This is a genomic window from Streptomyces sp. SID5464 (assembly GCF_009862985.1).
In the GTDB taxonomy this organism is placed as follows: Bacteria; Actinomycetota; Actinomycetes; order Streptomycetales; family Streptomycetaceae; genus Streptomyces; species Streptomyces chartreusis_D.
Map to the genome: position 1 here is coordinate 1 of NZ_WWIQ01000067.1, position 14,568 is coordinate 14,568.

Here is a 14,568-nt window from a genome sequence, read left to right on the forward strand (position 1 = left end):
GTCATCGCAGCCCGGCATGCGAGGAATACCAAGTAAGTGTCCGAGGGGGGACTTGAACCCCCACGCCCGATAAAGGGCACTAGCACCTCAAGCTAGCGCGTCTGCCATTCCGCCACCCGGACCAGGTGTCTGCCGCCTTGCCAGGGCTCTGCCCCGCGGCGACATGGACAACCATACCAAGGTTTCGCAGTGCCTTTCACCTGCGTTTCCTTCCCCAGGGCGGGGGTCCGGGACCTCGCCGCCCGATGCACCTAGGGTCACACCATGAGTGACTGGATGGTTACGCAGAGACCCAACGCGGGGCGCCGCCCCCGTGCGCTGTCGCCGCTCAGGGAGCATCTGCGGGACACGTTCTGGTTCGCCCCGACCGCGGCGATGGTGAGCGTCTTCGTGGTCTGGGTGGGGGCCCGGGCGCTGGACACGGCCGTCGTCGAAGCGCTCCAGGACGACCGCGACTACGACACGCTCGACGAGCTGCTGCGGTTCGCGGAGGACGCGAAGGCCGTGGTGAGCACGGTCAGCTCGGCGATGATGACCTTCATCGGCGTGGTCTTCAGCATCTCGCTGGTGGCCGTGCAGATGGCGAGCGGGCAGTTCACCCCGCGCGTGGTACGGCTCTTCGTCCGGAGCCGGATCACCAAGGCGACCTTCGCGGTCTTCCTGGCGACCTTCGTGCTGACCCTGCTGGTGCTGACCTCCTTCGACACCACCGACGACCCGCGTGCCGTCACCACGGTTCCGCTGGTGCAGTCGGTCCTCACCCTCTGCATGGTCGCGCTGAGCCTGTTGCTCTTCGTGCTGTACGTGAACACCACCTTGCGGCTGATGCGGATCAGCCATGTGATCACGCGGATCGCCGCGGAGTCGTTCCGGGTGGCCACCTCGATGCCCGTGCCGGCGGGCGGGCCGGACGCCGCCCGTCTCGGTGCCGCGACCGCGTGGGTGCCGCACGAGGGCCGGGCGGGGGTGCTGCGGGACGTGAACATCGCGCGACTGGTGCGGGTGGCGCGCAAGCACGGGGTCGTGCTGCGGCTGATCCCGCGGATCGGCGACTTCGTGGTGCCCGGCACTCCCGTGCTGGCCGTGCACGGCGGGCCGGCCCCGTCGCGCAGGGCCCTGCGCTACACGATCTCGGTGGGGGTGGAGCGGACCTACCACCAGGATCTCGGCTTCGGACTGCGCCAGTTGTCCGACATCGCGCTGCGCGCCCTGTCACCCGCGATCAACGATCCGACGACCGCCGTCCAGGCGCTGGACCGCATCGTCCAGTTCCTGGCCGCGCTCGGCCGGCGACCGCTCGACGCCGCCCTGCACCGGGACCGGCGCGGGGCGGTACGGCTGGTGCAGCCCGTGCCGGGGTGGACCCAGCTGGTGGATCTCGGGTTCACCGAGGTACGGGGGTGCGCCACCGGGAGCCCGCAGGTCTCGCGGCGCATGCTGGCCGGGCTGGACGACCTGCTCATGCTCGTGCCGCCGGAACGGCGGGAGCCGCTGCTCCGCCATCGCGAGCTGCTCCGGCAGGCGGTGGACCGGTCCGGGCCGGCCCCCGCGGACCGGGCGTTCGCCCTGCGCCCGGACCGGCAGGGCATCGGCTGACCGGCGCCGGAGACCCGCGGTGACGACCGCGTGGTGATCCGGCGCCGGTCGCGACGGCCTGGCCTCAGGGCAGCATCTGGTACTCCGGGAAGTTGCCCGGCAGCCGCTCCCCCGCCGGTCCCCGTGTCACCGCGCGCACCAGCAGCTCACCGCCGACGAACGCGCCGTGCCAGGACGCGCCGAGCCCGCCGAACAGCTCGTCACGGTCGCCGCGGGAACGGGGCCGGCCGTGGCCGGTCTTGAACGCGCGGATCTGCGGTGCGAGTCGCTCGTAGGTCGCCCGGTCGTCCGTGGACAACGTGGCCACCAGCGCGCCGTTCGAGGCGTTCATCGCGGCCAGCAGCTCCGCCTCCGTGTCGACCAGGACGATGGTGTCGACCGGGCCGAACGGCTCCGCGTGGTGCAGCGGAGAGGACCGGGGCGGGTTGAGGAGCGTGACCGGCTGGACGTAGGCCGAGGTGTCCTGGCCGGGCAGGAAACGGGCGTCGGACGGACTGCCGCGGTGCAGCGGTACCGCGCCGCGCTCGATCGCCTCGGCGACCTGGTCCTGCAGTTCCTTCGCCTTGGCCGCGTTGATGACCGGCCCGATGTCCAGCTCGGGGTACGGGTCGTCAGGCTGCTCCACGGCGAGCGGGTGACCGACCCTGAGCGTGCGGACCGCCGGGAGGTACGCCGCCAGGAACGCGTCGAACAGGTGCCGCTGGACGACGAAGCGCGGGTATGCCGTGCAGCGCTGTTTGCCGTAGTCGAAGAGCTTGGGGACCACCGCCGCGAGCGCGTCCCAGTCCGAGTAGTTCCAGATGCCCCAGGTGTTGAGTCCCTCCTGTTCGAGGACGTGTCGTTTGCCGAGGTCGGCGACGGCCGTGGCCACCGCGGCGCCGGTGTCGCGGCCGCCGACGAACGAGACGCAGCCGATCTCGGGCGCCCGCACCAGCGCCTGGGACAGCTCGCCTCCGCTGCCGCTGACGAGGGTCACTGGGATCCCCTCGCGGGCGGCGAGCGCCGAGGCGAGAGTCAGACAGGCGACGCCGCCGTCGGTCGGGGTCTTGGCGATGACCGCGTTGCCTGCCAGTGCCTGGACCAGCACTGCGTGAACGAGCACGCTCATCGGGTAGTTCCAGCTGGCGATGTTGGACACCGGTCCGTCCAGCGGGGCCCGGCCGGTGACCATCTCCTCGATGCCGTCGACGTACCAGCGGACCCCGTCGATGGCGCGGTCGACGTCCGCCAGGGCGAGCCGCCAGGGCTTGCCGATCTCCCAGACGAGCAGGAGGGCGAGCAGTCGGCGGTGTTCGGCGAGGACGTCGAGGGTGGCCGCGACGCGGGCCCGGCGCTCCGGCAGCGGTACGTGACGCCAGGCGCGGTGCTGGTCGAGGGCGGCGCGCACGGCCTGGCGGGCGGTGGCCCCGTCCAGGCGCGGCGGGCCGGCGATCCGGCTGCCGTCGACGGGGCTGACGGCGGGCAGGACCCGGCCGTCCGCCTGCCAGGCGGCGTTCCAGAGGTTGAGGACCCGCTCGTCGCGGAAGGCCTCGGGCGCGACGGCGAGGCAGCGCTGCCACGCGTCGGGCCAGCCCGTTCCGGACTTGAGGGTGAGGGTGGGTGCCATCGGGTTGCTCCGCTCTCGGTGCACGGTCGGGGGCGGGACCTGGCTCACTGCCGTTGTTCTCCGAGGCGAGCGAGCACGAGGTGCGCGGTCTCGGTCGGCGTGCTGCCCACGCTCACCCCGGCCGCCTCCAGCGCCTCCTGCTTCGCCTGCGCGGTGCCGGACGAGCCGGACACGATGGCGCCGGCGTGCCCCATGGTCTTGCCCTCGGGTGCGGTGAACCCGGCGATGTAGCCGACGACCGGCTTGGTGACGTGCTCGCGGACGTACGCCGCCGCCCGCTCCTCCGCGTCGCCGCCGATCTCGCCGATGAGGACGATGAGTTCGGTGTCGGGGTCCTCCTGGAAGGCGGCGAGGCAGTCGATGTGCGTGGTGCCGACGACCGGGTCGCCGCCGATGCCGACACACGTCGAGAAGCCGATGTCGCGGAGCTCGTACATCAGCTGGTACGTCAGCGTGCCCGACTTGGAGACCAGGCCGATGCGGCCCGGTTTGGTGATGTCGGCCGGGATGATGCCCGCGTTGGACTGGCCGGGGGTGATCAGGCCCGGGCAGTTGGGGCCGACGACCCGGGTGCCCTTCTCCCTGGCGTACGCGGTGAAGGCGACGGAGTCGTGGACGGGGATGCCCTCGGTGATCACGACCGCGAGGCCGATGCCCGCGTCGGCGGCTTCGACCACGGCCGCCTTGGCGAAGGCGGGCGGGACGAAGACGACGGTGACGTCGGCCCCGGTCGCGCGCATCCCGTCGGCGACCGTGCCGAAGACGGGGACGGCCCGGTCGTCGAAGTCGACGGTGCGGCCCGCCTTGCGCGGGTTGACGCCGCCGACGACGTTCGTGCCGGCGGCCAGCATGCGCCGGGTGTGCTTCATGCCCTCGCCTCCGGTCATGCCCTGGACGAGGACCTTGCTCTCCTTGGTGAGGTAGATGGCCATGACGTCCCCTCAGGCTGTGGTGGCGAGTTCGGCGGCACGGCGGGCGGCGCCGTCCATGGTGGTGACCTGCTGGACCAGCGGATGCGCGTGCTCGTCGAGGATGGCGCGGCCCCGGGGCGCGTTGTTGCCGTCGAGGCGCACGACGAGCGGCTTGGTGAGGCGGACGGTGTCCAGCGCCTGGACGATGCCGTCGGCGACGGCGTCGCAGGCGGTGATCCCGCCGAAGACGTTGACGAAGACGGACTTCACGGCCGGGTCGGAGAGGATGACCGACAGTCCGTCCGCCATGATCCGGGCGCTCGCCCCGCCGCCGATGTCGAGGAAGTTGGCGGGACGCGCGCCGCAGCCCGCGACCACGTCCAGGGTCGACATGACGAGTCCGGCGCCGTTGCCGATGACGCCGACCTCGCCGTCGAGCTTGACGTAGTTGAGGCCCTTGGCGGCGGCCGCCGCTTCCAGCGCGTCGTCGTGTTCGGTGTCGTCCGCGCCCCAGCGTGCCTGCCGGAAGCGGGCGTTGTCGTCGAGGGTGACCTTGCCGTCGAGGGCGAGGATCTGCCCCTGCCTGGTGCGGACGAGCGGATTGACCTCGACGAGGAGGGCGTCCTCGCGGACCAGGACCTCCCAGAGCCGTACCAGGACGTCGACGGTCTGCGGCGGCAGTCCGGCCGCCTCGGCGATCTCGCCCGCCTTCGCGGAGGTGACGCCCTCGGCGGGGTCGACGGGGACGCGGGCCACGGCGTCGGGACGGGTGGCGGCGACCTCCTCGATGTCCATACCGCCTTCGGCCGAGGCGATCGCGAGGAAACCGCCCGCCGCGCGGTCGAGTACGTAGGACACGTAGAACTCGGTCCCGATGTCCACGGGCTGGGCCAGCATCACCGTGCCGACCCGATGTCCCTCGATGTCCATACCGAGGATCTGACGGGCGGTGAGCTCGGCGGCTGCCGGGTCCGCGGCGAGCTTCACACCGCCTGCCTTGCCCCGCCCACCGGTCTTCACCTGGGCTTTCACCACGACCCGGCCGCCGAGCCGGCGTGCGATCTCACGGGCCTCCTTGGGTGAGTCCGTCACCTCGGCCCGCGGCACCAAGATGCCGTGTTCTTCGAAGAGTTCCCTTGCCTGGTGTTCGTACAGGTCCATTTCGGCTCCTGACTGAAAGTGCCGCACGCCCCCTGGACACCACCCCACCGGATGCGGGATAACAAGCTTCATACAGTATTCGTCGACTGTATGCAATGTACTGCGAGCCGTTCCAACCCCCTACGAAGGGACAGGACTTCGCCATGCCCGACGACACCCAGGACGTGATCTCCGGTGGTCATCTCGTAGCCAAGGCGCTGAAGGCCGAGGGGGTCGAGCGCATCTACACACTGTGCGGCGGCCACATCATCGACATCTACGACGGCTGCGTCGACGAGGGCATCGAGGTCATCGACGTCCGTCACGAGCAGGTCGCCGCCCACGCCGCCGACGGTTACGCGCGCATCACCGGCAAGCCAGGCTGCGCGGTGGTCACCGCGGGACCGGGGACGACCGACGCCGTCACCGGTGTCGCCAACGCCTTCCGCGCGGAGTCGCCGATGCTGCTGATCGGCGGTCAGGGGGCCCTCACCCAGCACAAGATGGGGTCCCTCCAGGACCTTCCGCACGTCGACATGATGAACCCCATCACCAAGTTCGCGGCGACCGTGCCGGACACGGCGCGTGCGGCCGACATGGTGTCCATGGCGTTCCGCGAGTGCTTCCACGGCGCGCCCGGCCCCTCCTTCCTGGAGATCCCGCGCGACGTGCTGGACGCCAAGGTGCCCGCGTCCAAGGCCCGCGTGCCGCAGACCGGCGCCTACCGCGCCTCGACCCGCTCGGCCGGCGACCCCGAGGCGATCGAAAAGCTCGCCGACCTGCTGGTGCACGCCGAGAAACCGGCCATCCTGCTCGGCAGCCAGGTGTGGACGACCCGGGGCACCGAGTCGGCCATCGAGCTGGTGCGCACGCTGAACATCCCGGCGTACATGAACGGCGCCGGCCGCGGCACCCTGCCGCCCGGCGACCCGCACCACTTCCAGCTGTCGCGCCGGTACGCCTTCTCCAATGCGGACGTCATCGTCATCGTCGGTACGCCCTTCGACTTCCGCATGGGCTACGGCAAGCGGCTGTCGCCGGACGCGACCGTCGTGCAGATCGACCTCGACTACCGGACGGTCGGCAAGAACCGCGACATCGACCTCGGCATCGTGGGCGACGCCGGGCTGGTGCTGAAGTCGGTGGCCGAGGCGGCCTCCGGGCGGATCAACGGCGGCGCGTCGAAGCGCAAGGAGTGGCTGGACGAGTTGCGGGCGGCCGAGCAGACCGCTCTGGAGAAGCGGCTGCCGAACCTGAAGTCGGACGCCTCACCGATCCACCCGTACCGGCTGGTCAGCGAGATCAACGACTTCCTCACCGAGGACTCGATCTACATCGGCGACGGCGGCGACATCGTCACCTTCTCCGGGCAGGTCGTGCAGCCCAAGTCACCCGGTCACTGGATGGACCCGGGTCCGCTGGGCACGCTCGGCGTCGGCGTCCCCTTCGTGCTGGCGGCCAAGCAGGCGCGGCCCGACAAGGAGGTCGTCGCGCTCTTCGGCGACGGCGCGTTCTCCCTCACCGGCTGGGACTTCGAGACCCTCGTCCGCTACGACCTCCCCTTCGTCGGCATCGTCGGCAACAACTCCTCCATGAACCAGATCCGCTACGGCCAGGCCGCCAAGTACGGCAAGGACCGCGAGCGGATCGGCAACACCCTCGGCGACGTCCACTACGACAAGTTCGCCCGGATGCTCGGCGGTTACGGCGAGGAGGTCCGCGACCCCGCCGACATCGGCCCGGCCCTCAGGCGCGCCCGCGAGTCGGGCAAGCCGTCCCTGATCAACGTCTGGGTCGACCCCGACGCGTACGCCCCCGGAACCATGAACCAGACCATGTACAAGTGAGGTGCCCGCGATGACAGGAACCAAGGCCCTCGAAGGCATCCGCGTCCTGGACATGACCCACGTCCAGTCCGGGCCGTCGGCGACCCAGCTGCTCGCCTGGCTCGGCGCGGACGTCGTCAAGCTGGAGGCGCCGACCGGCGACATCACGCGCAAGCAGCTGCGTGACCTGCCGGACGTCGACTCCCTCTACTTCACGATGCTCAACTGCAACAAGCGGAGCATCACCCTCAACACCAAGACCGAGCGCGGCAAGGAGATCCTCACCGAGCTGATCCGGCGCTCCGACGTCATGGTCGAGAACTTCGGGCCGGGCGCGGTCGACCGGATGGGCTTCACCTGGGACCGCATCCAGGAGATCAATCCACGGATCGTCTACGCCTCCATCAAGGGGTTCGGCGAGGGCCCGTACACCAACTTCAAGGCGTACGAGGTCGTCGCGCAGGCCATGGGCGGGTCGATGTCGACCACCGGATTCGAGGACGGGCCGCCGCTGGCGACGGGGGCCCAGATCGGGGACTCGGGGACGGGTGTGCACGCCGTGGCGGGCATCCTCGCCGCGCTCTACCAACGGGAGCGCACCGGGCGCGGGCAGCGGGTCAACGTGGCCATGCAGCACGCCGTACTGAACCTGTGCCGGGTGAAGCTGCGGGACCAGCAGCGCCTGGCACACGGGCCGCTCGCTGAATATCCCAACGAGGACTTCGGCGACGAGGTTCCCAGGTCCGGTAACGCGTCCGGCGGCGGCCAGCCCGGCTGGGCGGTCAAGTGCGCGCCGGGCGGCCCGAACGACTACGTGTACGTCATCGTGCAGCCCGTGGGCTGGCGGCCGATCAGCGAGCTCATCGGCCGGCCTGAGCTGGCGGACGACCCCGAGTGGGCGACGCCCGAGGCGCGGCTGCCCAAGCTCAACAAGATGTTCCAGCTGATCGAGGAGTGGTCCTCGACGCTGCCCAAGTGGGAGGTGCTGGAGCGGCTCAACGCCCACAACATCCCGTGCGGGCCGATCCTCTCCACCAGGGAGATCATCGAGGACCGGTCACTGGTCGCCAACGAGATGGTCGTCACCGTCCCGCACCCCGAGCGCGGTGAGTTCGTCACCGTCGGCAGCCCGCTCAAGCTGTCCGACTCCCCCGTCGAGGTGACCAGTTCGCCGCTCCTCGGCGAGCACAACGAAGAGGTCTACGTCGGCGAACTCGGCCTCGGCGACGAGGAAGTGCGCCTGCTCAAGTCGAACGGAGTGATCTGACGTGATGGCCGAAGACCGCCTCCTGCGGGTGCGGTCCCTCCTGGACTCCGTGCGGGCCGAGGGACGGACCGCGCTGACCGCGCCCGAGGGCAAGGTGATCGCCGACGCGTACGGGATCTCCGTACCGGGCGAGGAGCTGGCGACCGACGTGGACGAGGCCGTGGCGTTCGCGGCGCGCTTCGGCGGGCCCGTCGTGATGAAGATCGTCTCGCCGGACATCCTGCACAAGACCGACGCCGGCGGCGTGATCGTCGGGGTCGAGGGCGCGACGGACGTACGGGCCGCGTTCCACACGATCATCGACAACGCGCGCGCCTACGACGCCGATGCCCGCATCTCGGGCGTGCAGGTGCAGGAGCTGCTGCCCAAGGGGCAGGAGGTCATCGTCGGCGCGGTCACGGACCCGACGTTCGGGAAGGTGGTCGCGTTCGGTCTCGGCGGGGTGCTCGTCGAGGTGCTCAAGGACGTCACGTTCCGGCTCGCGCCGGTGGACGCCGACGAGGCGCTGTCGATGCTGGACTCCATCAGGTCGGCGGAGATCCTGCGCGGAGTGCGCGGCCAGGCCGGCGTGGACCGGTGGGCCGTCGCCGAGCAGATCCGCCGCGTGTCGCAACTCGTCGCGGACTTCCCGGAGATCGCGGAGGTGGACCTCAATCCGGTGATCGCCACCGCGGAGGGGGCGGTGGCGGCCGACATCCGGGTCATCCTCGCCGAGTCGCAGCCCGCGCCTCGCCGGAAGTACTCGAGGGACGAGATCCTCACGTCGATGCGCCGGCTGATGCAGCCGAGTGCGGTCGCCGTCATCGGTGCTTCCAACGAGCAGGGCAAGATCGGCAACTCGGTGATGCGCAACCTCGTCGACGGAGGTTTCGCGGGCGACATCCATCCGGTGAATCCCAAGGCCGATGACATTCTGGGCCGCAAGGCGTACAAGAGTGTCACGGACGTTCCCGGTGAGGTGGATGTGGCGGTCTTCGCTATTCCCGCCAAGTTCGTGGCCGCCGCCTTGGAGGAGGTGGGACGCAAGGGCATCCCGAACGCCGTGCTGATTCCGTCCGGGTTCGCCGAGACCGGTGAACACGAACTGCAGGCGGAGATCGTGGCGATCGCCGAGCGGTACGGAGTGCGGCTGCTGGGGCCGAACATCTACGGCTACTACTCGACCTGGCAGGACCTGTGCGCCACGTTCTGCACGCCGTACGACGTCAAGGGCGGGGTGGCGCTGACCTCGCAGTCGGGCGGCATCGGGATGGCCATCCTGGGCTTCGCGCGCACCACCAAGACGGGTGTGTCGGCGATCGTCGGGCTCGGCAACAAGTCGGACCTGGACGAGGACGACCTGCTGACCTGGTTCGGGGAGGACCCGCACACCGACTGCATCGCGATGCACCTGGAGGACCTCAAGGACGGGCGGGCCTTCGTGGAGGCCGCGCGGGCGACCGTGCCGAAGAAGCCCGTGGTCGTGCTGAAGGCGGGGCGTACGGCGGTGGGCGCGAAGGCGGCCGGCTCGCACACCGGCGCCCTGGCGGGCGACGACGCCGTGTACGACGACATCCTGCGGCAGGCCGGGGTGATCCGGGCGCCGGGGCTGAACGACATGCTGGAGTACGCGCGCGCGTTGCCCGTGCTCCCCGCTCCCAAGGGCGACAACGTCGTGATCATCACGGGGGCCGGCGGCAGCGGTGTGCTCCTCTCGGACGCGGTGACGGACAACGGCCTGTCACTGATGGAGATCCCGCCCGACCTGGACGAGGCGTTCCGGAAGTTCATCCCGCCCTTCGGGGCCGCCGGCAACCCCGTGGACATCACGGGGGGCGAGCCGCCGTCGACGTACGAGGCGACGATCCGGCTGGGGCTGGAGGATCCGCGCATCCACGCGCTCGTCCTCGGCTACTGGCACACCATCGTCACCCCTCCCATGGTCTTCGCGGAGCTCACCGCGCGCGTGGTGGCCGAGTTCCGGGAGCGCGGTATCGAGAAGCCGGTCGTGGCGTCGCTCGCCGGGGACGTGGAGGTCGAGGAGGCCTGCCAGTACCTCTTCGAGCGCGGGGTCGTGGCCTACCCGTACACGACCGAGAAGCCGGTGGCCGTGCTCGGGGCGAAGTACCGCTGGGCGCGGGAGGCGGGGCGGCTGGGGGGCGGTACATGAGGTGAGGGAGCGGGGGGCCGGCCGACGGTGCGCGTCGGCCGGCCCCGGGACCCGCACGCGCACGAAAGGCATGGGACAGGGGGCGCTGGCCAGATCTTTCGACGCAAGGGGTGCGACACGACATGACAACGACCGATCTGCCCACCACGGTTCCCTACCGAGAGGTCACGGACGCGAACGGACGCGTCTACCGCATCGGTGAGACCGACATCGACATCATGGGCCGCAAACGCAAGTGGATGGTCATCCTGCCGTGGATCGGCATGATGGGCATCTCCTCCGCCGAGTACGCGTTCGCGTCCGCCGAGGACACCCTGCACACCGCGCACCACTGGGACAGCATGCACATCTTCTGGATGATGACCGTGTGGGTCTTCTTCCAGGCCGCGGTGGCCTTCCCCGCGGGCAAACTGCGTGAGAGCGGAAAACTTCCGGCCCGCTGGGCGATGATGCTCGGCGCGACGGGCACGCTGCTGGGCTATCTGTCGCTTGCCTTCGCGCCGCACGTGGTCTTCGCCTACATCGGCTTCAGCATGTTCAGCGGCATGGGCGCGGGCATGGTGTACGCCACCTGCGTCAACATGGTCGGCAAGTGGTATCCGGAGCGGAAGGGCGGCAAGACCGGCTTCGTCAACGGCGGCTTCGCCTACGGCTCGGTGCCCTTCGTCTTCCTCTTCAACGGCTACATGGACCTGACCAACTTCCGCTGGGTACTGGTCTCGGTGGGTGTGTTCCTGGCCGCTTTGGTCGCGTGCTCCGGCTACTTCTTCAAGGACCCGCCGAAGAACTGGTGGCCCAGCACGATCGACCCGCTGAACCCGCCGGACGACCCGCGCGCGGCGCGCTCCCTGCGGATGAACCCGCCGGCGGTGCGACAGTACTCCCCCAAGGAGGCGTGGCAGACCGGCCGGGTGGCCCTGATGTGGTTCTGCCTGGCGTGTACGTCCGGCGTGAACATCTTCGGTATCGCCTTCCAGGTGGACATCGGCGAGGAAGCGGGATTCGCGGGCGGCATCGTGGCCACGGCCATGTCCCTGAAGGCGGTCGTCAACGGCACCGGCCGCGGGGTCATCGGCTGGCTCTCCGACCTCTACGGCCGCAAGCGGTGCCTGCTCGTGGTCTGCCTCATCCTGGGCCTCGCCCAGTACGGCATCCTCTGGTCGGCCGAGAGCAAGAACCTCACGCTCTTCCTGATCTTCTCCGCGATCTCCGGCTTCGGCGGCGGCGCCATCTTCCCGATGTTCGCGGCCCTCACCGCCGACTACTTCGGCGAGAACAACAACGCGTCCAACTACGGCATGGTCTACAGCGCCAAACTCGTCTCCGGACTGGGCGCGGGCATGGGTGCCGTGGTCGTCAGCGCCTGGGGACACTCCGGTGCGTTCATCGTGGCCGGCTCCATCTCCCTCTTCGCCGGCTGCGTGGCACTGTTCCTGACCCCGCCGGGACGCGACAAGGAAAGGCGCCGCATCGCACCCAACCCGCAACCGCTCGGCGAGGACACAGCCTGACATGACGGCAGATCCGTACGCAGCAAGCAGTTCGTCCACACCTTCCGACGCCGCACACCGTCCCTACCGCGAGGTCACCGACTCCCACGGCCGCGTCTACCGCGTCGGTGAGACCGACCGGGACATCCTGGGGCACTCGCGCAAGCTCATGGTGTATCTGCCGTGGATCGCCATGATGGCCATCAGCGTCTTCGAGTACGCGTACGGCTCCGCGGAGGACACCCTGTCCCACGCGCACGGCTGGACGCAGAGCAACACCTTCTGGATCCTCAGCGTATGGGTGTTCTTCCAGGCCGGCATCGCCTTCCCCGCGGGCTGGCTGCGGGAGAAGGGCCGTCTGACGGCGCGCACGGCCATGTACCTCGGGTCCGGCATGTGCCTGCTGGGGTTCCTCGCCCTGTCGCACCTGGACAACGTGCTGCTGGCGATCCTCGGTTTCGGCGTGGTCGGCGGGATCGGCGCCGGGCTCGTCTACGCCACCTGCATCAACATGGTCGGCAAGTGGTTCCCGGAACGGCGGGGCGCCCGCACGGGCTTCGTCAACGGCGGGTTCGCGTACGGGTCGCTGCCGTTCATCTTCATCTTCAACTACGGCTTCGACACGGCGAACTACCACCGCGTCCTGGACCTCATCGGCTGTTACGTCATGATCGTGGTGCTGGCCTGCGCGTTCTTCTTCAAGGACCCGCCGAAGAACTGGTGGCCGGCCGACATCGATCCGCTGACCCACTCCGGCGACCGGAAGAACGCCACGAGCCTCGCCAAGAACCCTCCGGCGGTGCGCCAGTACACCCCGAAGGAGGCCATCAGGACGGGCATGCTGCCGCTGATGTGGCTCTCCGTGGTGATGACCGCCGGCGTGTCCATCTTCGGGATCTCCTTCCAGGTCGACTTCGCCAAGGAGGTGGGCTTCGGCCCGCTGGTGGCGGCGTCGTCCATGGGCGTGATGGCGGTCGTCAACGGCGTCGGCCGCGGCGTGGTGGGCTGGCTGTCCGACCGGTGGGGCCGCAAGTCCACCCTGGTGTTCGTCATCGTCGTCCTGGGCCTCGCCCAGTTCGGCGTCATCTGGGCGGGCGACCTGAAGAGCGAGTGGCTGTTCCTGTTCTTCGCGTTCCTCTCCGGCTTCGGCGGCGGCGCGTTCTATCCGCTGTTCGCGGCGCTCACCCCGGACTATTTCGGGGAGAACTACAACGCCAGCAACTACGGGCTGATCTACAGCGGCAAGCTGATCAGCGGCCTGTTCGGCGGCGGGCTGGGCTCCATGGTGGTCGCGGCCTGGGGCTACAACGGCGCGTACGCGCTCGCCGGGGGCGTGTCGATGCTCGCGGCGGCGGTCGCGCTGCTGCTGCGCCAGCCGGGACACGGCCAGGCACAGCCGGTGAACTGACCGTCCCCCCACTTACATGAGGAGGCCCCTCCCCGCCGGGGAGGGGCCTCCTCATGCCGGTACGGCCCTCAGCACTTCTCCCGCAGCGAGTGCAGGTGCGCGCTGGAGCGGCGCGCGAAGGTGAAGGACTCCGCCGGGTTGTCGTGCTCGGCCTGCCAGTGGTGGGCCATGCGGTGGCCGCGCAGCCGGGTCACGGCGGAGATGAACCGCTGGTAGTCGATGTCACCGTCGCCGACGTCGGTCATGCGGTAGCCGTACGGGTTCGACGGGTCGCTCTCCCCGTCCTTCACATGGAACAGCGGGTAGCGGTCGGGCTGCTTGAGGACGTAGTCCAGCGGCTCGAACGGGGCGGGCGTGCCGTCGGGCCGCTCGGAGAAGCGGAACTGCCCGACGTACGCCCAGTAGATGTCCATCTCCAGGTGGACGAGGTCCGGGTCGGTCTCCTTGAGCAGGACGTCGTAGAGGCGGACCTTCGGGTTGTCGGTGGCGAAGCTGAACTCCTCGGAGTGGTTGTGCTGGTAGAACTTCATGCCCCGGGCCCTCGCCGCCGCGCCGTAGGTGTTGAAGTCCTCGGCGGCGCGCTTCCACGCGTCGACGGTCGAGCCGTAGCGGAACGGGCCGGAGGCCGTGCCGATGTGCTTGAGGCCGAGGGCCTGGGCGTCGTCGAGGACCTTGGTGAGGTTCTGGGCGAAGGTGTAGGCGTTCGGGTCGCTGGAGTAGTAGCCGACGTGGCTGCCGATCGGGTTCAGGCCGTGGTTCCGGGCCAGCCGCTTGAGCTGGGCGAGTGTGATGGGGCCGGCCGAGCCCTGGGTGTAGCCGGCGAACTCGACCTCGTCGTAGCCGTACTTCTCCAGTTCGGCGAAGACGGGGCCGAAGCCGAGCGTGGAGACCTTGTCGCGGAGGCTGTAGAGCTGGATGCCGAGGCGGCCGGGCGGCAGGACGGGGCGGCCGCGGCCCTTGGCGCCGGCGGCCGTGCCGGTGGCTCCGGACACGTTTCCGGTGGCGGCTGTCGCGGGGGCGGCGGCACCGAGCAGGGCGGCGGCGGTGGCGCCTGCGGCCACGCCGAGCATGCCTCGTCTGCTGAGGCGGTGGCTGAGCTCGGGGTCGGGCTGGGAGAAGCGGCTCATGCGTGGATCTCCTCGTGATCGCAGGGCGTTGTCAGTGGTGAGTGCTTC

General features: G+C 69.8%; 10 protein-coding genes and 1 tRNA gene. 6 read left to right on the top strand and 5 right to left on the bottom strand.

Annotation, left to right across the window (positions count from 1 at the left end; translation table 11 throughout):
- Nucleotides 1-37: 37 nt before the first annotated feature.
- Nucleotides 38-122: transfer RNA gene (locus tag GTY47_RS32010), tRNA-Leu, on the bottom strand.
- Nucleotides 123-264: 142 nt separating this feature from the next.
- Here GTY47_RS32010 and GTY47_RS32015 point away from each other — a divergent pair.
- Nucleotides 265-1,596, top strand: coding sequence for a DUF2254 domain-containing protein (locus GTY47_RS32015; RefSeq protein ID WP_010045885.1), 1,332 nt, complete (start codon nucleotides 265-267; stop codon nucleotides 1,594-1,596).
- Between the two features lie 64 nt (nucleotides 1,597-1,660).
- Here GTY47_RS32015 and GTY47_RS32020 read toward each other — a convergent pair whose 3' ends face one another.
- The 3 genes from GTY47_RS32020 to sucC are packed head-to-tail and all read right to left on the bottom strand — an operon-like array spanning nucleotide 1,661 to nucleotide 5,274.
- Entirely contained in the window at nucleotides 1,661-3,202 is a 1,542-nt protein-coding gene (locus GTY47_RS32020) for an aldehyde dehydrogenase family protein (RefSeq protein ID WP_029181591.1), read from the bottom strand.
- A 44-nt stretch (nucleotides 3,203-3,246) separates the two neighbouring features.
- Nucleotides 3,247-4,134: a succinate--CoA ligase subunit alpha gene (gene sucD / locus GTY47_RS32025; RefSeq protein ID WP_010045889.1), complete on the bottom strand. Its 888-nt coding sequence runs from the start codon at nucleotides 4,132-4,134 to the stop codon at nucleotides 3,247-3,249.
- Between the two features lie 9 nt (nucleotides 4,135-4,143).
- A complete protein-coding gene (sucC, locus tag GTY47_RS32030) occupies nucleotides 4,144-5,274 on the bottom strand; it encodes an ADP-forming succinate--CoA ligase subunit beta (protein WP_010045892.1) in 1,131 nt (376 codons plus the stop codon).
- A 143-nt stretch (nucleotides 5,275-5,417) separates the two neighbouring features.
- Between sucC and GTY47_RS32035 the strand changes: the two genes are divergently transcribed.
- The 5 genes from GTY47_RS32035 (at nucleotide 5,418) to GTY47_RS32055 (ending at nucleotide 13,393) form a co-directional block, all read left to right on the top strand.
- Nucleotides 5,418-7,100, top strand: a complete 1,683-nt coding sequence (locus GTY47_RS32035) for a thiamine pyrophosphate-binding protein (RefSeq protein WP_010045893.1) — start codon at nucleotides 5,418-5,420, stop codon at nucleotides 7,098-7,100.
- Between the two features lie 10 nt (nucleotides 7,101-7,110).
- Nucleotides 7,111-8,346 carry a formyl-CoA transferase gene (frc, locus tag GTY47_RS32040; protein ID WP_010045894.1) on the top strand — a complete coding sequence of 412 codons (1,236 nt, stop codon included), beginning with the start codon at nucleotides 7,111-7,113 and terminating at the stop codon, nucleotides 8,344-8,346.
- A gap of 4 nt (nucleotides 8,347-8,350) precedes the next feature.
- Nucleotides 8,351-10,495 carry an acetate--CoA ligase family protein gene (locus GTY47_RS32045; RefSeq protein ID WP_010045895.1) on the top strand — a complete coding sequence of 715 codons (2,145 nt, stop codon included), beginning with the start codon at nucleotides 8,351-8,353 and terminating at the stop codon, nucleotides 10,493-10,495.
- A 122-nt stretch (nucleotides 10,496-10,617) separates the two neighbouring features.
- Entirely contained in the window at nucleotides 10,618-12,006 is a 1,389-nt protein-coding gene (locus tag GTY47_RS32050) for an OFA family MFS transporter (RefSeq protein ID WP_010045897.1), read from the top strand.
- A 1-nt stretch (nucleotide 12,007) separates the two neighbouring features.
- A complete protein-coding gene (locus tag GTY47_RS32055) occupies nucleotides 12,008-13,393 on the top strand; it encodes an OFA family MFS transporter (RefSeq protein WP_010045898.1) in 1,386 nt (461 codons plus the stop codon).
- 68 nt (nucleotides 13,394-13,461) lie between these two features.
- Here GTY47_RS32055 and GTY47_RS32060 read toward each other — a convergent pair whose 3' ends face one another.
- Nucleotides 13,462-14,520: a sugar phosphate isomerase/epimerase gene (locus GTY47_RS32060; protein ID WP_010045899.1), complete on the bottom strand. Its 1,059-nt coding sequence runs from the start codon at nucleotides 14,518-14,520 to the stop codon at nucleotides 13,462-13,464.
- Between the last annotated feature and the right edge of the window lie 48 nt (nucleotides 14,521-14,568).